The following is a 24,336-nucleotide window of genomic DNA, read 5'->3' as shown; positions in this document are numbered from 1 at the left end:
GAGCGGGAGCGGCGCGCCGTCGTAGCTGCTGTTCCAGCCGGTGAAGTCGTCCGCGGCCGGCGCCGGGTGGCGGGCGGGGTCGAGCGGGAGCGCGTCGTAGGTGGCGCGCCAGGTGCCGACCTGTTCGTGTTCCAGGTCGGTGCTGCGTGCGGTGGCGGCGGGCACCAGGTAGGCGGCGAGGCGGTCGTCCTCGTACGGCACGACCGCGGCGTGGGCGACCGCGGGATGCGCGGTCAGGGCGGCTTCGATCTCGCCGGGCTCGATGCGGTAGCCGCGGACCTTGACCTGGTCGTCGGCGCGGCCGAGGTAGTCGAGTTCGCCGGTGCGGGTGCGGCGCGCCAGGTCGCCGGTGCGGTACATGCGGGACCCGGCGGGCCCGTACGGGTCCGCGACGAACCGGCCCGCGGTGAGGCCGGGGCGGTTCAGGTAGCCGCGGGCGAGGCCCGGGCCGGCCACGTACACCTCGCCGGGCACCCCGTCCGGAACCGGCCGCAGCGCCGCGTCCAGCACGTGGACCCGCGAGTTGAGGACGGGGCGCCCGATCGGCGGTGCCGCGTGCGGCCCGTCTCCCGTCGGCGGGAGCAGCGGGTCGCTCATGGTCGCGCACACGGTCGTCTCGGTGGGGCCGTACGCGTTGACCATGCGGCGGCCGCCGGCCCAGCGCGCCACCAGCTCCGGCGGGCACGCCTCCCCCGCGACGACGAGGGTGCGCAGCGCGGTGCCGTGCCCGTCCGGGACCGCGGCCAGCGCGGACGGCGGGACGGTCGCGTGCGTCACCGCGAGTTCTCGGTCGCCGAGCGCGGACAGCGGGTCGTCGACGGGTGCGAGGACCAGGACGGCACCGGTGAGGAGCGCGGTGAACACCTCGGACACCGAGGCGTCGAAGCTGGTGCTGGCGAGCTGCAGGACGCGGCTGTCGGCGTCGATCGCGAAGCCGTCGAGTTGTGCGGCGACGAGGTTGGGCACGCCCGCGTGGGCGACGACGACGCCCTTGGGTCGGCCGGTGGAGCCGGAGGTGTAGATGACGTAGGCGGCCTGTGCCGGATCGATGGCCGCCTTCGGATCGGTGTCCGGGTACCCGGCGGTGTCGTCGTCGACCTGGGCCGGGTCGTCGACGACCAGGACGGGGCGGGCGTCGGCGAGGAGGTAGTCGATGCGGTCGCGCGGGTAGGCCGGGTCGATCGGCAGGTAGGCCGCACCGGCCTTGAGCACGCCGAGCATGGCGACGACCCACGGGACCGACCGCGGGAGCGCGAGTGCGACGACGTCCTCGGCCCCGATGCCGCGGGCAAGGAGGGCGTGGGCGAAGCGGTTGGCGCGCGCGTCGAGTTCGGCGTACGACACGTCGGTGTCGCCGCAGACCAGTGCGGTCGACGTTCCGCATGCGGCGGCCCGGGACGCGAACAGTGCGGGGACGCAGCCGGGTTCGGTCGTCGGCCGGTCGGCGCCGCGGGCCGCGGCCAGCGCGGATACGCGTTCCTGGCCGGTGAGCAGGTCGACGTGCCCGAGCGGGGTGTCCGGGGCGGCAACGGCCGCGGCCAGCAGGCGTACCCAGCGGGCGACGACGGCTTCGGCGGTGTCCGGGTCGCACAGGTCGGCGGCGTATTCGGCGGCGCCGGTCACGCCCGCGGGGGTGCCGTCGTCGTCGAACGTCTCGGCGAGGCTGAGGCCGAGGTCGAACTTGGCGGTGCCGGTCGGCACCGCACCCGCGGTCACGGTGAGCCCGGGCAGGGCGAACTCCCCCATCGGCGCGTTCTGCAGGGCCAGCAGGACCTGGAAGAGCGGATGGTGGGCCGGGGACCGGGCCGGGTTCAGTTCCTCGACGAGGTGTTCGAACGGGAGGTCCTGGTGGGCATAGGCGCCCAGGGCGTTCTCCCGGACCCGCGCGACGAGTTCGCGGAACGTCGGGTCGCCGGACGTGTCGGTGCGCACGACGAGCGTGTTGACGAAGAATCCGACCATGTCGTCCATGGCCTGGTCGGTGCGTCCCGCGATCGGGCTGCCGACGGGGATGTCGGTGCCCGCGCCGAGCCGGGTGAGCAGGGCCGCGAAGCCGGCGTGCAGGACCATGAAGAGGCTGGCCCGGCAGTCCCGGGCGAAAGACGCGAGGGCGGCGTGCAGCTCGGCGTCGAGTCGGACGGCGGCGACGCCGCCGGCGAACGTGGCCGCGGCCGGCCGCGGCCGGTCGGCGGGCAGCCGCAGGAGTTCCGGGGACCCGGCCAAGGTACGGCGCCAGTAGCCGAGTTGGGCGGCGAAGCGGCTGTCCGGGGCGGTGCGGTCGCCGAGCAGGTCGTCCTGCCACAGGGTGTAGTCGGCGTACTGCACGGGCAGGGCGGGCCATTCCGGTGCGCGGCCTTCGGCGCGGGCGGCGTAGGCCTGCGCGAGATCGCGGGCGAGGGGCGCCGTCGACCAGCCGTCCCCGGCGATGTGGTGCACGACGACGACCAACGCGTGCCGGTCCGGTGCGACCGTGAACAGCCGCGCGCGGATCGGGATATCGGTGGCGAGGTCGAACGGGTGGCGGGCTGCGGTGGTGAGCGCGGCCTGCAGTTCGGCGGCGGCGACGGACTCGGCGCCGTCCGGCAGCATCGGGCCGACTGTGTCGGCGGCCAGGACGTGTTGGGCGGGCACTCCCGCGGCCTCGCGGAACACCGTGCGCAGGCTCTCGTGCCGGGCCACGACGTCCGCCAGCGCCTGTTCCAGCGCGGCGTGGTCGAGGGTCCCGGCAAGGTGCAGGACGAGCGGGATGTTGTACGTCGCGCTGGGGCCTTCGAGGCGGTGCAGGAACCACAGGCGCCGCTGCGCGTACGACAACGGCACCGCGGCGGGCCGTTCGCGCCGGGTCAGCGCGGGGCGGACACCCGACGCGGGATCGAGGCGCAGCGCCAGCCGGGCGACGCTCGGTGCCTCGAAGAGGGCCCGCAGGCCGAGTTCGGCACCGAGGACGGTGCGGATCCGGGCCACCAGCCGGGTGGCGAGGAGGGAGTGGCCGCCGAGGTCGAAGAACGAGTCGTCCGCGCCGACGTCGTGGACGCCGAGCACCTCGGCGTACAGCTCGGCGAGTGCGCGTTCCTGCGCCGTCCGCGGGGCCCGCCCGCGGAGGCCGTCGCCGAGCTGGGGCGCGGGCAGCGCGGCCCGGTCGAGTTTGCCGTTGGCGGTCACCGGCAGTGCGGCCAGCACGACGAACGCCGCGGGCACCATGTGCTCGGGAAGGAACCCGCGGACGTGGTCCTGCAACGCGCCGTGTTCCGGCATCGCGTCGCCGGACGCGGGAACGAGGTAGGCGACCAGCCGGTCGCCGCCGTACGGCACCACCGCCGCGTGCGCGACCGCCGGGTGCGCGGTCAGCGCGGCCTCGATCTCGCCGGGTTCGATGCGGTAGCCGCGCACCTTGACCTGGTCGTCGACGCGGGCCAGGAACTCCAGCTCGCCGCCGCGGTTCCAGCGCGCCAGGTCGCCGGTGCGGTACATGCGCGCACCGGCATCGGACGCGTACGGGTCGGCGACGAACCGGCCCGCGGTGAGCCCGGCCCGGTTCAGGTAGCCGCGGGCCAGGCCGGCGCCCGCGAGGTACACCTCGCCGGGGACGCCGTCGGGGACCGGCCGCAGCGACGCGTCGAGGACGTAGACGCGGGCCCCGGTGATCGGGCGCCCGATCGGCGGCGCGGACGTGGTGCGGCCCGCCGCGAGCGGGGCGCTCATGGTGGCGCACACGGTGGTTTCGGTCGGCCCGTAGGCGTTGATCATGCGCCGTCCGGGTGCCCAGCTTGCCACCAGCTCCGGCGGGCACGCCTCCCCCGCGACGACCAGGGTCCGCAGGCCCGCGCCCGCGCCGTCCGGGACGGCGGCCAGCGCGGACGGCGGCACCGTCGCGTGGGTGACGCCGAGCGACGCGTCGGCCAGTGCGGACAGCGGGTCGTCCACGGGGGCGAGCACCAAGGCCGCACCGGACAGCAGTGCCGCGCACAGGTCCCAGAACGACGCGTCGAAGCTGGGGCTGGCGAGTTGCAGGACCCGGCTGTCCGCGTCGAGCCGCAGGCCTTCGATCTGGCTCACGATCAGACTGGCGACACCGGTGTGGCTCGCGACGACGCCCTTCGGGCGGCCGGTGGAACCGGAGGTGTAGATGACATAGGCCGCCTGCGCCGGGTCGATCGCGGTCGCCGGGGCGGTCGCCGGGTAGGTCGCGGTGTCGTCGACCTGGACGGGGTCGTCCACGACGAGGACCGGGCGGGCGTCGGTGAGCATGTAGTCGATGCGGTCGCGCGGATAGCCCGGGTCGATCGGCAAGTACGCCGCACCGGCCTTGAGCACGCCGAGCACGGCCACGACCCACTGCACCGATCGCGGCAGCGCCAACGCGACCACGTCCTCGGGCCGGACGCCGCGCGCGGCCAGGGCGTGCGCGAAGCGGTTGGCGCGGGCGTCGAGTTCGGCGTACGACACCTCGGTGTCCCCGCAGCACACCGCCGGAGCGTCCGGGCGGGCAGCGGCCTGGGCGGCGAACAGCGCCGGGAACGAGACCGGTTCGATGCCGCGGGCGGCGGCGTTGCGGCAGCCGTCGCCGGTGCCGGTGAGGGCGTGGTGTTCGGCTTCGGTGAGCAGCGGGAGGCGGCTGATCGGGGTGTCGGGGTGGGCGGCGGCCGCGGTGAGGAGGCGGATCCAGCGGCGGGTGAGGGCGTCGGCGGTGGCGCGGTCGAACAAGTCGGTCGCGTACTCGACGACGGCTTCCAGCCCGGCCGGGCGGCCGTCTGCCGTGCGGCGTTCCTCGACGCTGAACGTGAGGTCGACGCGGGACGTCCCGGTCGGCACCCGCACCCCGCGGGCTTGGAGGCCGGGCAGCGTGAAGTCGGCGTCCGGTGCGTTCTGCAGCGCCAGCATGACCTGGAACAGGGGGTGGTGCGCCGGGGACCGGGCGGGGTTCAGCTCCTCGACGAGGTGCTCGAACGGCAGGTCCTGGTTGGCGTACGACGCCAGCGCGTTCTCCCGGACCCGGCCGAGGAGTTCACGGAACGTCGGGTCGCCGGACGTGTCGGTGCGCAGCACGAGCGTGTTGACGAAGAACCCGACGAGGTCGTCGAGCGCCGGATCGGTGCGCCCGGCGACGGGCGTACCGACGACGATGTCGTCGCCCGCGCCGAGCCTCGTGCACAGCGCCGCGAGACCGGCTTGCAGCACCATGAACAGGCTTGCGCCGCCGCGCCGGGCCAGGGCGGTGAGCGCGGTGTGGGTGTCGGCGTCGACGGCGACGCCGAGGTGGTCGCCGCGGGTGCCGGCGACCGCCGGGCGGGGCCGGTCGGCAGGCAGCCGCAGCAGGTCGGGGACGCCGTCGAGGGCCTTGCGCCAGTGGTCGAGGCGACGGGCGGCCAGGCTTGCCGGGTCGTCGGCGTCGCCGAGGAGTTCGTGCTGCCAGTCGGCGTAGTCCGCGTAGCCGACCGGCAGTTCGGCCCACTGCGGGACGCGGCCGTCGAGACGGGCGGCGTAGGCGTGCGCGAGGTCGCGCGACAGCGGTTGCAGCGACCAGCCGTCGCAGGCGATGTGGTGCAGGGCCAGGGCGAGGATGTGTTCGGCGGGTTCGCCGACGCCGGCGGCTTCGGCGGCTTCGGCGGCGGCTTCGGCTTCGGCTTCGGTGGCGAACAGGGTGGCGCGCAGCGGGGGTTCGGTGGCCAGGTCGAAGGGGTGGCCCGCCGCCGCGGTCAGCAGCGCGGGCAGGTCGTCGGTGGAAGCGTGCACGACCGGCAGCGCCAGGGCGGCGCGGGCTTCGTCCGGGTCGAGGATGTGCTGGTAGGGCACGCCGGCGGCGGATTCGGCGACGACCGTGCGCAGCGTCTCGTGTCGCTCGGCGACGTCGCCGAGCGCGGCCCGCAGGGCCGCGCGGTCGAGGTCGCCGGTCAGGCGCAGCACGAGCGGCATGTTGTAGGTGGCGGTCGGCCCGTCCAGGCGGTACAGGAACCACAGGCGGCGCTGCCCGAACGACAGCGGGATCCGGTCCGCGGCCGTGCGGGGGACGCGGCGCAGCGCGGGGCGGGTTGCGGCGTCCGCGCTGCCGAGGGCGGCGGCGAGGTCGGCGACCGTCGGCGTTTCGAACAGGACGCGCAGCGGGAGTTCTAGGCCGAGCACGGCGCGGAGCCGGGACACGAGCCGGGTGGCGAGCAGCGAGTGGCCGCCGAGCGCGAAGAAGTCCGCGTCGACGTCGACGTCGTGTTCCGGCAGGCCGAGCACCTCGGCGAAGAGTTCCGCGAGGAGGCGTTCGTGCGGGGTGCGCGGCGGGCGCGCGGCGGCCGGGCCGGGGTCCGCGTCGCCGGGGCGCGGTGCCGGGATCTGCGGCAGCGCGGCCCGGTCGAGCTTGCCGTTGGGGGTGCGCGGGAGCGGCCGGTCGTGCACGAGGAACACCGCGGGGACCATGTAGTCGGGCAGGCGTTCGCGCAGGCTGCGGCGCAGGCGGTCGGTGAAATCGGCGGATGCGGCGGACGCCTCCGATCCGTCGGACACCGCACCGGCACCGGCCACCACGTGGGCGACCAGCTGGACTTCCCCGGGCCGGACCTGGCGCGGCACCACGGCGGTCTGGGCGACGCCGGGGCAGCCGCTCAGCGCCGATTCGATGTCGCCGAGTTCGACGCGGAAGCCGCGCACCTTGACCTGTTGGTCGCCGCGGCCCAGGTACTCCAACTCCCCGTCGGCGTTCCACCGGGCCAGGTCGCCGGTGCGGTACATGCGGGCGCCCTGTTCGCCCGCGGGGGCGTAGGGGTCGGCGACGAACCGCTCCGCCGTCCGGCCCGCCCGGCCGACATAGCCGCGTGCCAACGCGGCACCGGCGATGAACAGTTCGCCCGGCACCCGGGGCGGCACCGGGTTGAGCCCCGCGTCCAGGACGTACACCCGCACGCCCGGGATCGGCGTGCCGATCGGCGGCAGCGACGCCCCGGGCGGGCCGCCGGCCGGCACGGTGTGCGCGGTGACGACGTGTGTCTCGGCAGGCCCGTAGTGGTTGTGCAGCCGCCGTCCCGGCACCCGGTCGACGAACGACCGCAGGCCCGCGGTCATCCGCAGCGCCTCGCCGGCCTGCGCGATGCAGCGCAGCGCGGGCAGGTCGAGCCCGGCTTCCCCGGCGGCTTCGGCGAGCGCCTCGACGACCAGCGTCGGGGCGAACAGCTCGGCGACCTGCTGCTCGTCGAGCCAGGCCGCGAACAACTCGGCGCTGCGCCGCTGTTCCTCACTGGGCACGCACAGCGTCTTGCCGTGGCAGACCGCGGACAGGATCTCCTGCACGGACACGTCGAAGCCGACCGCGGTGAACTGGGCCGTCCGGGTCCCCGCCCCGCCGCCGACCGCGTCGTGGTGCCAGCGCAGCAGGTTGACCACGGCACCGCCCGGCATGGCCACGGCCTTGGGGGTGCCGGTGGAACCGGACGTGGAGATCAGGTACGCGGGATGCCGCGGGTCCAACGGCCGACATCGGTCGCTGTCGGCCGGGTTGCGGGTGGGCAGCAGACAGCTCTCCGCCGCCCACGCGGCGGCGTCGAGCAGCAGCGTGGCGACGCCGTCGCCGGGGGCCACGGCGTCCTCGTCGAGGACGCCGGACCGGGTGACCAGCAGGGCGGGCCGCGCCTCGGCGAGCATGAGCCGGATGCGCGCCGCGGGGTGGTCTGCGTCGATCGGCTGGTACGCGGCACCGGCCTTGAGGATGCCGAGCAGCGCGGCGATCGGCGCACTGCCGCGCGGCAAGGCGACCGCGACCGTGTCGTCGGGCCCGATGCCGCGGGCGATCAGCGCGTGCGCGATCCGGTTCGCGTCGGCGTTGAGTTCGCGGTACGTGCGGGTCCCGTCGGCGGACTCCACCGCGGGGAGGTCGGGAACCGCGCGGACCTGGGCCTCGAACAGGCCCGGCAGCGTCTCGGGCGGCGCGGTGCGGGCCGCCGGAAGCGCGAGCAGGGTGCGGCGTTCCGCGGCGGACAGGATGTCGATGCGCCCGATCGACCGCGCCGGGTCGGCGGACGCGGCGTCCAGCAGGCGCAGCCAGCGGGTGGCCAGGGCCTCGACGGTGGTGTGGTCGAACAGGTCGGTGCGGTACTCCACGGCGACCCGCAGCCCGTCGTCGGGGCTTTCGGTCACCGCAAAGAACAGGTCGAACTTGGCGGTGGCGGTGCCCACCGGCACGGGTTCCGCGGTGAGCCCGGGCAGCGTGAAGCCGCCGCCGGGGGTGTTCTGCAGCGCCAGCATGACCTGGAACAGCGGGTGGTGGGCGAGGGACCGCGCCGGGTTGACGGCTTCGACGACCTGCTCGAACGGGGCGTCCTGGTGGGCGTAGGCGCCCAGCGCGGTCTCCCGGACCCGGTCGAGGAGTTCCCCGAACGACGGGTCGCCCGAGGTGCCCGTCCGCAGCACCAGCGTGTTCACGAAGAAGCCGACCAGGTCGTCCGACGCCGCGTCGGTGCGCCCGGCGACCGGCGTGCCGATCGGCACGTCCGTCCCGGCACCGAGACGGGTCAGCAGTGCGGCCAAGCCCGCGTGCAGGACCATGTGCACGCTCACCCCGCGGGCGCGGGCGACCTCGCGGATCCGTGCCTCTGTATGCGGGTCGAACACCAGCGTGACGTGGCCGCCCGCGTGGCCCGCGACGGGCGGGCGCGGCCGGTCGAACGGCAGCTCGACGTGGTCGGGCAGCCCGTCGAGGACGTGCTGCCAGTACGTGAGCTGTCGGCTCAGGACGCTGCCGGGTTCGTCGCGGTCGCCGAGCACGCCGCGCTGCCACAGGGCGTAGTCGGCGTACTGCACCGGCAGCGGTTCGGCCGCCGCAGTCGTGCCGTCACGGCGCGCCGCATACGCCGCGGCCAAGTCGCGGGCCAGGGGCCGGACCGACCAGCCGTCAGCCGCAATGTGGTGCACCACCAGCAGGAGCACATGCTCGGTGTCTCCGATCGCGAAGAGTTCGGCGCGCAGCGGGAGCTCGGCGGCCAGGTCGAAGCCGCGGCCGGCGGATGCGGCGAGGAGCCGGTCGACGTCGGCCGGTGCGGCCGGGGTGACGGCGAGGGGCACGAGTCCGTCGGCGGGTGCGAGCACCCGCTGGCACGGCACCCCGTCGGTGTCCGGGAAGACCGTGCGGAGGCTCTCGTGGCGGGCGACCACGTCGTCCAGCGCCCCGGCGAGCGCGACGCGGTCGAGCGGGCCGCCGGTCAGCCGGAACGCGAAGGGGATGTTGTAGGTCGCGCCGAGCGCTTCCATCCGGTCGACGAACCACAGCCGCTGCTGTGCGAACGACAGCGGCACCGGCTCCGGCCGGTGCGCGGCCGCGCCGAGCGGGGGCCGGTCCGATGCCTCCGCGGCCGCCAGGCGCGCGGCGAGTCCGGCGACGGTGGGTGCTTCGAACAGGTCGCGTAGGCCGATCTCGACGCCGCGCACCGCGCGGATCCGCGCGGTCACCCGGGTCGCCAGCAGCGAGTGGCCGCCCAGGTCGAAGAACGCGTCGTCCGCCCCGATGCGGTCGGCCGGCAGGCCGAGGGCCTCGGCGAACAGTCCCGCGACCACGATCTCGTCGGACGAACGCGGCGCCCGGCCGCCGCCGGTCGTCCCGTCCCAGGTGGGCGCGGGCAGAGCGGCGCGGTCGAGCTTGCCGTTGACGAGCAGCGGCAGCTCGGGCAGGACGACGAAGGCCGCGGGCACCATGTAGCCGGGCAACCGGGCTTCCAGGTGGGCACGCAGGTCGGCGGGCACGGGCGTGCGTCCGGGGTCGGCGGCGACGTAGGCGGCGAGGCGGTTGCCGTGCGCGAGGACCACGGCGCGCGTCACGCCCGCGTGTGCGGCGAGGACCGCTTCGATCTCGCCCGGCTCGATGCGGTAGCCGCGGATCTTGATCTGGTCGTCGGCGCGGCCGGTGAAGTCGAGGGCCCCGTCGGGGCGGACCCGCACCAGGTCGCCGGTGCGGTACATGCGCGCACCCGGCTCGGCGGCATGCGGGTCGGCGACGAACCGTTCGGCGGTCAGCCCCGGGCGGCCCAGGTAGCCGCGCGCCAAGCCCGGCCCGGCCATGTACAGCTCGCCCGGTACGCCCACCGGCACCGGCTGCAACGCCGCGTCCAGCACATAGGCGCGGGCCCCGGTCATCGGACGCCCGATCGGCGGGCTCTCGCGGCTTTCGTTGCCCGCGCCGACGGCGGGCAGTGCGCCGGTCAGGGTCGCCAGGACGGTGGTCTCGGTGGGCCCGTAGGCGTTGACCATGTGCCGGCCCGGTGCCCAGCGGGCGACCAGGTCGGGCGGGCAGGCTTCGCCGCCGACGACCAGCGTCCCGGCGGTGATGTCCCCATCACCGACGGCGGCCAGCGCGGACGGCGGGACGAGGGCGTGCGTGATGCCGAGCCGCCGATCGGTCAGCGCGGCAAGCGGCTCGTCCGCGGGGGCGAGCACGAGCGTGCCGCCGTGCAGGAGAGCGGCGCACAGGTCCCAGAACGACATGTCGAAGCTCGGCGACGCGAACTGCAGGTGCCGGGCCCCCGGTCCGGCACCGAGCCGGGCGCTCTCGGCCGCCAGCCACGCGACGCCGGTGTGCGGCACGACGACGCCCTTGGGGCGGCCGGTCGAGCCGGAGGTGTAGACGACGTAGGCGGGATGCGCCGCATGCCGCGCCGCGACGGCGGGCGGCGTGTCCGGGTGCCCGTCCGCGAGTGCGGCGACCTGGGCTTCGTCGTCGAGCACGAGCGCGGGTGCGGCGTCGTCGAGGAGGAACCGCACGCGCGCTGCCGGAAGCCGCGGGTCGATCGGCACATAGCCGGCACCGGCCTTGAGCACGCCGATCACCGCGACGACCTGCGCGACGCAGCGCGGCAGCGTCAACGCGACCAGGTCCTCCGGGCCGATCCCGCGCGCGGCGAGGGCATGTGCGACGCGGTTGGCCCGGGCGTCCAGTTCGCGGTACGTGAGCCGCTCGCCGTCGGCCGCCTCCAGCGCCGGGGCGTCCGGGCCGGCGGTCACCCGCGCGGCGAACAGGGCGCCGAACGTCCGCGGCACGACGCCTTCGGACGGGACGCCGGACGCCCGGTCGAGCAGCTTCGCGCGTTCGTCCGCGCCGAGCACGTCGATCCGGCCGATCCGCTGCCCGGGGTCGACCGCGACCGCGCGGAGCACGCGCAGCCAGCGCGCGGCGAGGGCTTGCGCACCGGAGGAGGTGAAGAGGTCGGTGCGGTATTCGACGGTGCCGTCCAGGCCGCCGTCGCCGCCGTCGGTGAGCGCGAAGGTGAGGTCGTACTTGGCGGTGTCTGTCCAAAGCCGCGCTTCGGTGACCGCCAGGCCGGGCAGGTCGGGCACCTCGGGGGCACCGTGCTCCAGGGTGAGCATGACCTGGAACAGCGGGTGGTGGGCAAGCGAGCGCGCCGGGTTCACGGCTTCGACGACCTGCTCGAACGGGGCGTCCTGGTGCGCGTAGGCACCCAGCGCGGTCTCCCGGACCCGGTCGAGGAGTTCCCCGAAAGTCGGGTCGCCGGACGTATCCGTCCGCAGCACGAGCGTGTTGACGAAGAACCCGACCAGGTCGTCCAGCGCGGCATCGGTGCGCCCGGCGACCGGCGTGCCGATCGGCACGTCCGTCCCGGCACCGAGACGGGTGAACAACGCGGCGAGGGAGGCGTGCAGCACCATGTGCGTGCTGACGCCGGAGCGGCGTGCCAACTCGGCAAGGTGCGCGTGGAGTTCCGGGTCGACATGGACCGGCAGGTGGGCGCCGCCCGGTGCCGCGGCGGTCGGGGCCGGGCGGTCGAAGGGCAGGGCGAGGCGGTCGGGCAGGCCGCGCAGGCTCGTGCGCCAGTAGTCGAGACGGCGGTGCAGCAGGCTGTCCGCGTCGTCACGGTCGCCGAGGTAGGCGCGCTGCCACAGGGCATAGTCGGCGTACCGCACCGGCAACTCCGGCCACGCAGGCGCCTCGCCCGCGCACCGGGCCGCGTAGGCGGTGGCCAGGTCGCGGCTCAGCGGGCCGGTCGACCAGCCGTCTCCGGCGATGTGGTGCAGGACCAGCAGCAGCACGTGCTCGTCGGGACCGACCGCGAACAGTTCTACACGTAACGGCGGTTCGGTGGCGAGGGCGAACGGGCGCCGGGCGGACGCGGCCAGCAGCGCGTCGAGGCGGCCCGGATCGGCTTCCGTGCACGGTACGGCGATCCGCACCTCCGCCGCGGGCAGCACCCGCTGCACCGGCACGCCGTCGGTCTCCGGAAAGACCGTGCGCAGGCTCTCGTGCCGGCCCGCGACATCGGCCACCGCACGGGCCAGCGCCGCACGGTCGAGATCGCCGGACAGCCGCAGCACGAACGGGATGTGGTAGGTCGCATCCGACTCCCCCACCCGGTCGACGAACCACAGCCGCTGCTGCGCGAACGACAGTGGCACCGCGTCGGGCCGGTCCGCACAGGCGCGCAGTGCCGGGCGCTCGGCCGCGTCCGCCGCCGCGACCCGCTCGGCGAGCCCGGCGACCGTCGGCGCCTCGAACAGCTCCCGCAGTCCGATCTCGACGCCGAGGAGCGCCCGGATCCGCGCGAACAGCCGGGTGGCCAGCAGCGAATGCCCGCCGAGGTCGAAGAACCCGTCGTCCGCACCGATCCGGTCGGCCGGCACCCCGAGCACCTCGGCGAACAGCCCGGCCAGCACGGTCTCGCCGGACGACCGCGGCCCGCGCCCGGGCTCGTCCACGCCTTCCCACGCCGGCACCGGCAGCGCGGCGCGGTCGAGCTTGCCGTTGACGGTCAGCGGCAGCGCGTCGAGGACGACGACCGCGGACGGCAGCATGTAGTGCGGCAGGCGGCCGCGGGCATGCTCGCGCACCGCCGCGACATCGACCGACGCACCGGTCTCGGCGACCAGGTAAGCCACCAGCCGCGTGTCGTCGGCACCTTCCCGCCGCGCCACGACGGCGGCGTCGGCGACGTCGGGGTGAGCCGCGAGGACGGCTTCGATCTCGCCGGGCTCGATCCGGAAACCGCGCACCTTGACCTGCTGGTCGCCGCGGCCCGCGTACTCCAGCGTGAGGCCGCCGCTGCCGTCCGCGCGCCACCGCACGATGTCGCCGCTGCGGTACATGCGCGTCCCGGGCTCGGCCGCGAACGGATCGGCCACGAACCGCTCCGCGGTCAGGCCCGGCCGGTCCAGGTAGCCGCGCGCCAGGCCGCCGCCGGCCACGTACAGCTCCCCCGGCACGCCGGGCGGCACCGGGCGCAGCGCGGCGTCCAGGACGTACAGCCGCAGGTCCGGGATCGGGCCGCCGATGACACTGCCGGTGCCGTCGGCGGCGTGGCCGCGGTCGAGGGCCGCGTAGGTGACGTGCACCGTCGTCTCGGTGATGCCGTACATGTTGACCAGCGCCGGCGCTTGGTCGTCATGCCGGGCGTACCAGTCGCGCAGCCGCGTCGGGTCGAGGGCCTCGCCGCCGAACACGACCGTGCGCAGCTTCAGCCGGCGGCCGGTGTCCGGGTCGTCGCGGTCGGCCTGCATGAGCTGGTGGAACGCCGACGGGGTCTGGTTGAGGACGGTGACGCCCTCGTCGGCGAGCAGCCGCAGGAAGCGGCCGGGCGAGCGGGTGGTCTCGAACGGCACGACGACCAGGCGCCCGCCGTGCAGGAGCGCGCCCCACAGTTCCCACACCGAGAAGTCGAACGCGGACGAGTGGAACAGCGTCCACACATCGTCGGCGCCGAACCCGAACCACGGCTCGGTCCGGTCGAACAGGCGGACGACGTTGCGGTGGGTGACGACGACGCCCTTCGGGCGGCCGGTCGAACCGGAGGTGTAGATGACGTACGCGGCATGGTCGGGCCCGGCCGCGACCGCGGGCGCGTCGGCCGGATGCTCCTCGAGTTCACGGCGCATGCCGGGGTCGCCGAGGGCGACGGTGGCAACGCCCTGCGGTGCGCCCGAGGCGTCGTCGACGACCAGGAGTGCGGGCCGCGCATCGTCCAGGATCAGCGCGAGGCGTTCCGCGGGTGCATCCGGGTCGAGCGGAAGGTACGCGGCCCCGGCCTTCAGGACGGCGAGGATCGCGACGACCAGATCGAGCGAGCGCGGGAGGGCCAACGCCACGAGGGCTTCGGGACCGGCGCCGCGGGCCCGCAGGGCGTGGGCGAGCCGGTTGGCGCGGGCGTCGAGCTGCGCGTAGGTGAGGGATTCGGTGCCGTGGCCGGCGGCGGTGCGGTCGGGAGTCTGGCGCGCTTGTGCGGCGAAGCGGGCGGCGAGGGTGGCGCGTTCGGTGCGGTGCTCGGTGTGCGGCTCGGCGTGCGCTTCCGGTGCGCGGCCTGCGGGCAGCAGCCGGTCGGCTTCGCCGTCGAGGAGGACGTCGATCCGGCCGATCGGTGTCTCCGGCGCGACGGCGACGGCACGCAGGACCCGCAGCCAGCGGGCCGCCAGCGCCTCGGCGCCCGCACGGGTGAACAGGTCGGTGCGGAACTCCAGGACACCGGCCAAGCCGCCGGTCTCCGTACCGCGGCCGTGCTCGGTCAGGTTCCAGAACAGATCGAACTTCGCCGTCCCCGTCCCCACCAGCACGGTCTCCGTGGCCACCCCGGCGAGCGCGAAATCACCGCTCGGCGCGTTCTGCAACGCCAGCATCGTCTGGAACAGCGGGTGGTGCGCCGCCGAACGCGCCGGGTTCACGGCCTCGACGACCTGGTCGAACGGCACGTCCTGGTGCGCATAGGCACCCAGCGCGGTTTCCCGCACCCGGTCGAGGAGTTCCCCGAACGTCGGATCACCGGACGTGTCGGCGCGCAGCACCAGCGTGTTGACGAAGAAGCCGACCAGATCGTCCAACGCGGCATCGGTACGGCCCGCGATCGGCGTGCCGATCGGAATGTCCGTGCCCGCACCCAACCGCGTGAACAGCGCCGCCAGGGCGGCGTGCAGCACCATATGCAGACTCGCGCCGCGTCGCCGCGCCACGCGGGCCAGCGCCGCGTGCAACTCCGGGTCGACGCGCAGCGGCACGTGCGCGCCGTCGCGGATGGCCACGGTCGGCTTCGGGTGGTCGTACGGCAGCGGCACGCACTGCGGCAGGCCACGCAAAGCGCCCTTCCAGTAGTCGAGTTGCGTGCGCGCCAGGGTGGTCGCGGCATCGCGTGAACCGAGCAGTTCGCGATGCCACATCGTGTAGTCGGCGTACTGCACCGGCAGGGGCGCCCACTCGGGCGCATGGCCCTCGATCCGGGCCGCGTACGCCGCGGCGAGGTCGCGGGCGAGCGGATCGGTGGACCAGCCGTCACCGGCGATGTGATGCAGCACCAACAGCAGCACGTGCTCGTCGCTGGCGCTCTCGAACAGCGTTGCCCGCAAAGGGATTTCGGCGGTCAGGTCGAACGGGTGGGCGGCTGCCTCGGCCAGTTCGGCATCGAGCCCGCCGACATCGAGCCCGCCGGCTTCAGGCCCTTCGGCCTTGACCACGGGCAGCCCGACCTTCACACGCTCCGCCGGGAGAACGTGCTGTACCGGTCCGCCGACGCCTTCGGCGACGACCGTGCGCAGGCTCTCGTGCCGGCCGACGACGTCGGTCAACGCCGCGGCCAGCGCCTCGGGTACGAGCGGTCCGGTCAGCCGCAGCGCGAACGGGATGTGGTAGGTCGCGCCGAGGTCTTCGGTGCGTTGCAGGAACCACAGGCGGTTCTGCGCGGACGACAGCGGCACCGGTTCCGGCTCCGTTGCCGAGTCGGCTTCCGGCCGTGCTTCCGGCCCTGCTTCCGGCCGTGCTTCCGGCCCCGACGCGCGGCGGCGCAGCGCGAGGCGCGCCGCGTCGGCGCCGCGCAGCCCCGCCGCGAACCCGGCGACCGTGGGGGCCTCGAACAGCGTCCGCAGCTCCGCCTCGACACCGAGCACCGCCCGCACGCGGGCGATCAGCCGGGTGGCGAGGAGGGAGTGGCCGCCGAGGTCGAAGAACGAGTCGTCGGCCGCGACCCGCTCCCGCGGCACGTCGAGCACCTCGGCGAACAAGCCCGCCACCGCGAGTTCCTCCGGCGTCCGCGGCAAAGGACCGCGAGGCGCCGACGTCTCGTGCGCGCCCCACGCGGGGGCGGGCAGCGCGGCACGGTCGACCTTGCCGGTCGCGGTCAGCGGGAGCGTGTCCAACCCGACGAGCACCGCGGGCACCATGTGCCGCGGCAGGCGCGCACGCAGCCGCCCGAGCAGCGGGCCCGGATCGGCGGCGGCACTCTCCGGCACCACGTAGGCGACGAGACGGTCGTCGCGGGCGACCACCACGGCCTGCTCGACCGCGGGCTCCGCCGCCAGCACGGCCTCGATCTCGCCGGGCTCCACCCGGAAGCCGCGGACCTTGACCTGGTCGTCGGCACGGCCGAGGAACTCCAACGACCCGTCGGCACGCAGCCGGGCGACGTCACCCGTGCGGTACATCCGCGCGCCCGGCGTCCCGGCGTACGGATCGGCCACGAACCGCTCGGCGGTCAGCGCGGCGCGGTCGACGTAGCCGAGCGCGAGGCCCGCGCCCGCGACATACAGTTCACCGGCGACGCCCACCGGCATGGGCCGCAGCGCGGTGTCGAGGACGTACGCACGGGCACCGGGGACCGGCCGCCCGATTTCCGGCTTGGCCGCCCGGACCCGGGCCGCGGCGGCGTCGACGGTGCACTCGGTCGGGCCGTAGCAGTTCCACACCTCGGTCATGGGAAGGCCGCGCAGCCGCCCCCACAGGTCGGCCGGAACGGTGTCGCCGCCGACGACCGCGACCGCCGGGCACCAGCCTTCGGCGGGATCGAACGCACCGCGGTCGAGCAGTTCGCGCAGCCAGGCCGGAGGCGCGTTGACGAAGTCGATCCGCTCGTCGCGGATCCAGGCCACGGCCGCGGCGGGGTCGAGCCAGGTGTCCCGGTCCACGACGTGCAGCGCGTGACCGTGCGCCAACGCGGCCAGTTGGTCCCACGACGCGTCGAACGCCGCCGACGTCGTCAAAGCCACGCGCAGCGCCCGCGCGTCGGCACGATCGGCCGCCGACGCGAACATCGCGGCACTCTGCCCGGCCACCAGGTTCGCCAGCGCCGCGTGGGTCACGGCGACACCCTTGGGACGGCCGGTGGAGCCGGAGGTGTGGACGACGTAGGCCAGTTGGCGCGGCAACAGGCCGGAACGCCGCGGGGCGACGTCCGGGTGCCCGGCAAGTTCCGCGCGGGTTTCGGGATCGTCGAGCACCAGGGACGAGGTCTCGAACGGGTGCTCGCCGGTCGTCACCGTCAGCAGCGGCCGCACGTCCGCAACAAGTGCCGCCAGACGCGCGGCCGGGTAATCCGGATCCAACGGCACGTAGGCGGCACCCGACTTGAGCACCGCGAGGATCGCCACCACCAGGTCCGCACCACGCGGCAATGCCACACCGACGAGGCGGCCCGGGGCCGCACCGCGGGCAACCAGCGCGTGCGCCAAGCGGTTCGCGCGGGCGTCGAGATCGGCGTACGTCAGCGTCACGCGCGCTGCCGCGGACCCAGTGGTGGCGACCAAAGCGTCGGCGTCCGGGGTCGTCCGGACCTGGGCCTCGAACAACGCGGGGAACGTGGCCGATTCCCCGGGCGCCCGCGTCGCCGCGGCCGCGACCGACGGCGCCTCGTCGGGCAGCAGCACCTCGAACGCGCCGACCGGGCAGTCGGCTTCCGCGCGGGCGACGGCGTCGACGAGCCGCACGATGCGCTGCTGGTGATCGGCGAGGTCACCGTCCCCGTAACGCGACGGGTCGGCGTGCAGCACCACGGCCGGGGCCTCACCGTCCTGCCGGTCCCAGACCCCCACCGAGAGGTCGGTGATCGGGCCCATCGACATGTTGTAGGCGGTCGCCGGATGGCCGGCGAACGCGACGTCCTGCGCGAACCCCATGAAGTTGACCACCGGCGAGAACACCGCCTCCGCGGCCCCGGCCGGCCCCATCTCGCGCAGCAACTCCTCGCCGCGGAAACGCTGATGCCGCACCGCCGCGTGCACCCGCGCGTCGATCTGCGCGACCAGCTCGCCCAGCGTCGTCTCCGGCCGCACCGCGAGGCGCAGCGGAAGCACGTTCGACATCATCCCCGGGACACGCCGCGCCGCGGCCCCCACACGGCCGGTGACCGCCAAGCCGAGCAAGACGTCACGCGCACCGGTCAGCCGATGCGCGTACACGGCCACCGCGGCCGCCACGAGACGCGAGTGCGAGACCCCCAAGCGCGCTGCCTTGTCGCCGAGCTGCCTTCCTTCCGCCAGCTCCAGGAACCCGGTGCGCCGCGCCGTGCGGCGGCTCGCATCCGGCTGCCGCGGCTCCGCCACCGCCGACACCAGCCGCGCCCGCGGCCGATCGGCGAGCAACTCCGCCCAGTGCGCCCGATCCACGGCACAGCCCGCCGACGTCCGGTAGGCCTGATCGGCAGCCACCAACTCCCCGAGCCGCCCGAACGGCGAGTCGGTCGGCTCGGCGCCCGCCATCAGCGCCGAGTACGTCTCCGCGAGACGCCGGACGACCCGGTTGAACGAGAAGCCGTCCATCGCGACGTGGTGGTAGCTGTGGAACCACCAGTAGCGCTCGGGGCCGAGCTTGAGCAGGGCGTACGAGAACAGCGGCCCCGCGGCGAGGTCGAGCCGCCGCGCCATGTCGGCGTCCACCCACGCCCGCGCGGCGGCCGCGGGGTCGGCCTCTGCGGACACATCCACCAGCGCCAGGCACTCGGCCGGCACATCCCCGACCACCTGCACCGGCTCCGCGCCGCCGACGTCGACGATGCGCGCACGGATCGCGTCGACCTCCCCGACGAGCCGCCGGACCGCGTCCTCGAACACGACCGCGTCGACGGGCCCGGCGATGTCCAGGTACTCGCCGATCCGGTACGCGGGATTGCCACCCGGCACACGCTGCTCCGCCAACCACACCTCACGCTGCGCAGCAGTCAACGGCACCGCCCCGACGGGGGTGACCTCGGGGGCGACCTGGCGGGCGACCTCGGGGCCGACCGAACCGTGACGAGACAAGGGGGTACCTCCAGTTGAGTGACCGCAGGACGAGCCGCCGCAGGGGGTGGGGCGGGGGTGTGGGGTGAGTGGTGGGGCGGGGGCGTGGGCGTGCGGTGGGCAGAGGAGGGGGCGGGCGGTGGAGTTGGGATGGAGATTTGGTGGCTTTGGAGTCGATGGGCGGAGGGGTGGGGACGAGGGGGCGGGCGGACGGGCTGTGGGTCTTGCAGGGCCGGCGGGGGTGGAAGGCGGGGGCGTGTGGACTGAACGGGCTGGGCTTCAGTGCTTGGGAATCCGCTGACCGAGGGGTTGCGGGGTGGACGGTTTGCCGAGCAAAGAGGGTGTGAGGGCGAGGAGAGGGCGACGGGTCGGGTCGGGTCGGGTCGGGTCGGGTCGGGTCGGGTCGGGTCGGGTCGGGTCGGGTCGGGTCGGGTCGGGTCGGGTCGGGTCGGGTCGGGTCGGGTCGGGTCGGGGGCGAACGGATCAGCGGTGGCCGGGGATGCGGGGGAAGGTTGCCGGGGCTGCGGTTTCCGGCCACGGTGCCGAGCCGCGGATCCGGGCCGGGCAGCCCACCCGGGCACCTCGGGCAGGAGGCGCGCGGGCGCGCCGAACCACACCGCCCGCAAGCGGCAGGCGGCGTCATCGACCACGCGGGATCCGGCGGCCCTCCCCCAGGCACGTCCGGCGTGACATCACCCCCCGGGCTGCACCCCCCGGGTCCCCCGGCCTCGACCACGCGGATTCGCGCCGGGCGTCCGGCCGTCCCGCGACCCGGGCGCACCACGACCGGACGATTCTGGCGCGGGCGGCGAGCCCTCGGGCGCCCCGTCGGCCGACGCGGACTCCGGTGGAGCAGAGCCGCGATCGGGTTCGTGGGCAGGCGATCGGCCGTCGTCGCGAGGCTGGTCGGATGCCGGCGAAGCTGTCTGGTCGGATGTGGGCATGGGATCACCGGCGGGCCCGGCAGCCTTTGCGGGCGACGAACGCCCGTGCCCGGCCCGCACGCCGCCGGCCACTCCGCCGGCCTTCCCGGTCGCGGGCGCCGGCAACTCGCCCTCGCCCGGCACTTCAGCCCTCGCAGGCTCCGCGAGCCCACGCCCCGCCGTCACGCGCACGCCCGACGCCGCACCGGCCTTCGCACCCGCGCCGTGGATACTGCCGCCGAACGCGATCCGCACGTCCGCCTGGACGTCGAGCCCCGGCGGGGCACCGCGACGCGGCGCGCCGGGCTGTGGCGCCTTGTCGGCGGTTGGTGCTGTTTGCTGTGAGGTCTGAGAGCTAGGGCCCGTTACCAGTCCTCGATTCTCCGCCGAAGCCGAGGGAGAACCGGCCGCCGCGTCGCGACCGGGGCGGCGGGCGGACTCGTGCACCAGGCCTGGTCGGCGGGCACTTTCGACGTCGGCAGACATCGAGGCATCGGCAGGCCGCGAAGCGGCCGCCGAGGCCACACCCGACCCGCCGGCCGCCACGCCACCCGGGGCCGACGCACCCGATGCGGTGACCAGCCCCACATCGAGCGTCGCAGCCGCACGATTGGCAGCGGCGGAGGCATCGGGCGCCGACTCGCCGCCACTTGGCGCCGCCTCAGTCGACGCGGCCGCCCGCAGCCCCACCGCCTCAAGGGCCGAAGCCGCCAAACCGGCCTCCCCCGCCGACCCGCCGTCACCGGGCGCCACCTCGGCCGACACAGCAGCGTCCAGCCCCACCGCCCCGAGGGCCGAAGCCGCCAGACCCGCCTCCCCCACCGACTCGCCGCCGCCGGCCGCGGCAACACCCCGTGCCGCCAGACCGGCGCCAGCCTCCAGGCCGGTCACCGGTGTTGCCGCCAGACCACGCCCGGAGACACCACTGCCCGGGTCAACAGACCCACCGACGAGCGGCACGCGCCCGCCGCGACCACCCGGCACCGCAGAACCCGATCGCGGCGATTCACCGCCGCCCTCGGAAGCCGTCGCCGACTGCGAGGGCACATCCGCCCCACCCGCGGACGCCCCCCGCTCAACCCCTGGCGCATCGGCGCGCGAGCGACGCGGATTCGGCTCCGTGCCGCCGGCTCCGCCACTCGCCTGGGCCCTTGAAGCCGCGCGACTGGGGCCCGTTACCAGCGATCGATTCCCGGCCGCGCCGGCGCGCGTGACGGGCGGACGCGTACGGCCCGCGCCGGGCCCCGCCGACTTGGCTGTCACATCCGGGGCAGCCACCGCATCGGCCGCCGCAACGGCGCCGGACCCACCGCCCGCCGCACGGTCGACTGCGGACACACCCGACGCATCCCCGGCACCCGCCCCGGGTCCGGCAACGGCCACAACGTCCGCCGCAGACCGGGATTCCTCGACACTCGGACCGGCACCCACCTCGTCGTCCACCGCAGGGGCGGCTCCGCCCCCGGCCGACGCAGCTACGTCCACCGCCGCGCCGAGACCCGCCGCCGTCAGACCGGCCGCAGCCGCCGCGCCGGTGACCGACGTTGCCGCCGGCCCACTGCCCGAGACCGTCACGCCACCACCGGCAAACGTCCCACCCGGGCCGCCGGACGCCCCCGCGCCCGTTCCCTCCGACGCATCGCCGACGGCGACAACAGCGCCGATCGGCTCCGAATCCCGTCCGTCGAAATCGGCGACGGGCAACCCGGCAGACCGCGAGGCCGAGTCCGCAGCTCCCGAACCCACCTCCCCGGCACCGTTCCTGTCCATCACGCTCGTGTGCGTACTCGGCCGCCCGGAGAGCGCCGGCCGCGGCACCCCACCACTCCCGGAAGACGCCGACACCGGCGGCTCCTCCCCCGACTGCAGCCGCCACAGGTCCGCGTACACCCCGTCCTGGCCGATGAGTTCGTCGTGCGTGCCCTGTTCGGACAGCACGCCGCCGCGGTCCAGGACGTAGATCCAGTCCGCGTCCCGAACCGTGGTCAACCGGTGGGCGATCACCACCATCGTGCGGCCCGCGCCGAATTGCTTCAGCGCGCGTTGGATCGCGGCTTCCGTGCCGTTGTCGACGGCCGAGGTGGCCTCGTCGAGGAGGACGACCGGCGGATTGCGCAGGATCGTGCGCGCCAGCGCAATCCGCTGCTTCTGGCCTCCGGACAGCGCGGACCCGCGCTCGCCGACGATCGTGTGCTCGCGTTCCGGCAGATCCCCGATGAACGACTCGGCCTCGGCCAGCCGGGTGCCGACCAGCACGCGGCGGTCGTCCGCGTCGAAGCTGCCGTACCGCACGTTGTCCGCGATCGTGCCGTCGAAGAGCACCGGCTCCTGGGCCACCAGGCCGATGGTGGAACGCAGTTCGTGCAGCGGTACGGCGCGCAGGTCACGCCCGTCCAGCAGGATCCGGCCCTCGTCCACGTCCTCGAAGCGCATCAGCAGGCGCGCGATCGTGGTCTTGCCCGAGCCGGTCGGGCCGACGATGCCGGTGACGCGACCCGCGGCGATCCGCAGGCTCAGGTCGCGCAGCACGGGGATGCCTTCGGTGTACGCGAACGACACACGGTCGAAGACGAGTTCCCCGTCCGCCTTCTTCGCGGCGGCGGAGGAGTCGGCTTCCGCCCGTACCGGCTCCTCCGGCATCTCGACCAGCGCGGCGACCCTGCCGTACGAATCGAGCGTGCGGCGGTACTGGTCGGCCGTCGCGCCGAGTCGGGTGAGTCGCCACAGCATCTGCTGTGGCAGGCCGACGAGCGGGCTGAAGGCCTGGAAGGGGAGTTCGCCGGCCAGCACCGCGCGACCTCCGAAGAGCAGCGTCCCGGCCATCGAGGCGGTGGTCGCCAGCCGCACCGACTCGGTGTGCCGGACGGTACCGCGGTCGGTGTGCGCGGTGGTGTCGCGGTATTGGTCGCCGAGTTCGACGATTCGGGCGTCCTCGTAGTCCTCGGTACACGAGGCCTTGACGGTGCTGTTGGCCTGCAAGGTGTTCGCCATGCGGCTGTGCAGGCGCGCGCGGGTCTCGCCCGCGGCGGCGTACGCACCCGCGTCGCGGTCGTGGAAGCGGAACGACAGCCACGTGACGAACGGCACCGGCAGGAACGCCACCCACGCGATCTGCGGCGCGAAGACGAGGAACACCGGGACGATGACCAGCACGCTCGTGACCATCTGCACCAGTTCGGGCAACGTTCCGGCGACGAACGCGCCCATGCGGCCGATGTCGTCGGACAGGACGCCGGCGACCCTGCTGGTACGGCTGCCTTCCAGCGCGGACAGCGGCAGCCGTTGCGCGTGGGCGTACGTGTGGTTGCGCCAGTCGTACTCGACATCGCGCGCGAGCCGGCGCCACGCGAGGCCGGACGTGTACGACAGCGCGGCGACCACGCCGCACACCAGCGCCGTTGCCGCGGCCAGCCACCACAGTTGGGTGCCGGCGCCGACGATGCCCAGCCCGGCCAGGAATTGGCTCTCGCCTTGCATCAGGACGACGGCGATCGTGGCGATGAACAGGCCGAGGGTCATTTCCGCGGCTTGGGCGAGCAGCGAGGTGAGCGCGGCGAGGGTGAAGCGTTTGCGGTGCGGGCCGATCAGGTCGCGCAGCATATGCCGCCGTGGTCTGGCCGCGCCGGGTTCCTCGGAGCGGCGCCAGGCGCGCCGGACGATGAGGGTGGTCGCCCCGGCGACCAGGCCGAGGCTGACGAGCGGGCGCAGCAGGAATCCGACGACGGCACCGCCGGTCCCGACCACGAGCAACGCGCCGCCCGCCGCGAGCGCGGCTCTGCGGAGCCATCGCCTGGTCGAGCCGGTCCGTTGCGAACGACGCGATGGGGAACCGGGGCGTGTGCCGCCGGGACCGGATGCCCGTTGGCCGGGGAGCGCGGACCGCACCGGAAGTCGGCTGCGGTGGCCGGAAGCGCCTCGATCCGTCGCGTCTTCCCGAGCGGCCCCGAGGGCTCCGAGCCCCAGGCGCCCGGCGGTTGCGCTCCGCACGCTCCGCATGCGGGCGCGGGCGGTTCCCGGGCGCCGTGCGGGCGCCGGGGGCGGTGGGGCCAGGACGCGGGCGAGGGCGCGGACGACGGCGCGGCGCAGCAGGTGGGAGGCCTCGGGCGTGGTGAGGGTCCGGTCGTGCAGGAGGAGGACGCGGCCGGTGACCGGGTTGGCGGTGGCACCGTCGACGCCGGCTTCGGTGCGCAGGGATTCCTCGACGAGCCGTGCGGCGTCCGGGCGGCCGCGGAGGCCCGCGACTTCCCAGCGCTGACGTCCCGGCACGACCGAACACGGCCGCATCACAAGCGTGCGGGCCGCGACGTCGGGCACGGCGGTGGTCATGGCGGAATCCCCCGAATCGGTATACAGACTGACCTGCGGTGCTGCGGTGCTGCGGTGCTGCGGTGCTGCGGTGCTGCGGTGCTGCGGTGCTGCGGTGCTGCGGTGCTGCGGTGCTGCGGTGCTGCGGTGCTGCGGTGCTGCGGTG

The 24,336-nt window shown here is 74.9% G+C and carries 1 protein-coding gene and 1 pseudogene; both read right to left on the bottom strand.

Annotated elements, in window-relative coordinates:
* Window positions 1-195 precede the first annotated feature (195 nt).
* Window positions 196-18,891 (bottom strand): annotated as a pseudogene (locus tag ABEA93_RS17650) (non-ribosomal peptide synthetase); the annotation flags it as partial.
* A gap of 743 nt (window positions 18,892-19,634) precedes the next feature.
* The gene (locus tag ABEA93_RS17645; RefSeq protein WP_345676527.1) at window positions 19,635-24,191 is read right to left on the bottom strand and encodes an ATP-binding cassette domain-containing protein; all 4,557 of its coding nucleotides are present in this window, start codon (window positions 24,189-24,191) and stop codon (window positions 19,635-19,637) included.
* Between the last annotated feature and the right edge of the window lie 145 nt (window positions 24,192-24,336).

Origin of the sequence: Yinghuangia aomiensis, assembly GCF_039542225.1 — a bacterium.
Taxonomy (GTDB): Bacteria; Actinomycetota; Actinomycetes; order Streptomycetales; family Streptomycetaceae; genus Yinghuangia; species Yinghuangia aomiensis.
The sequence above is the reverse complement of the archived record's forward strand: the minus strand, read 5'-3'. Positions and strand labels throughout refer to the sequence as shown.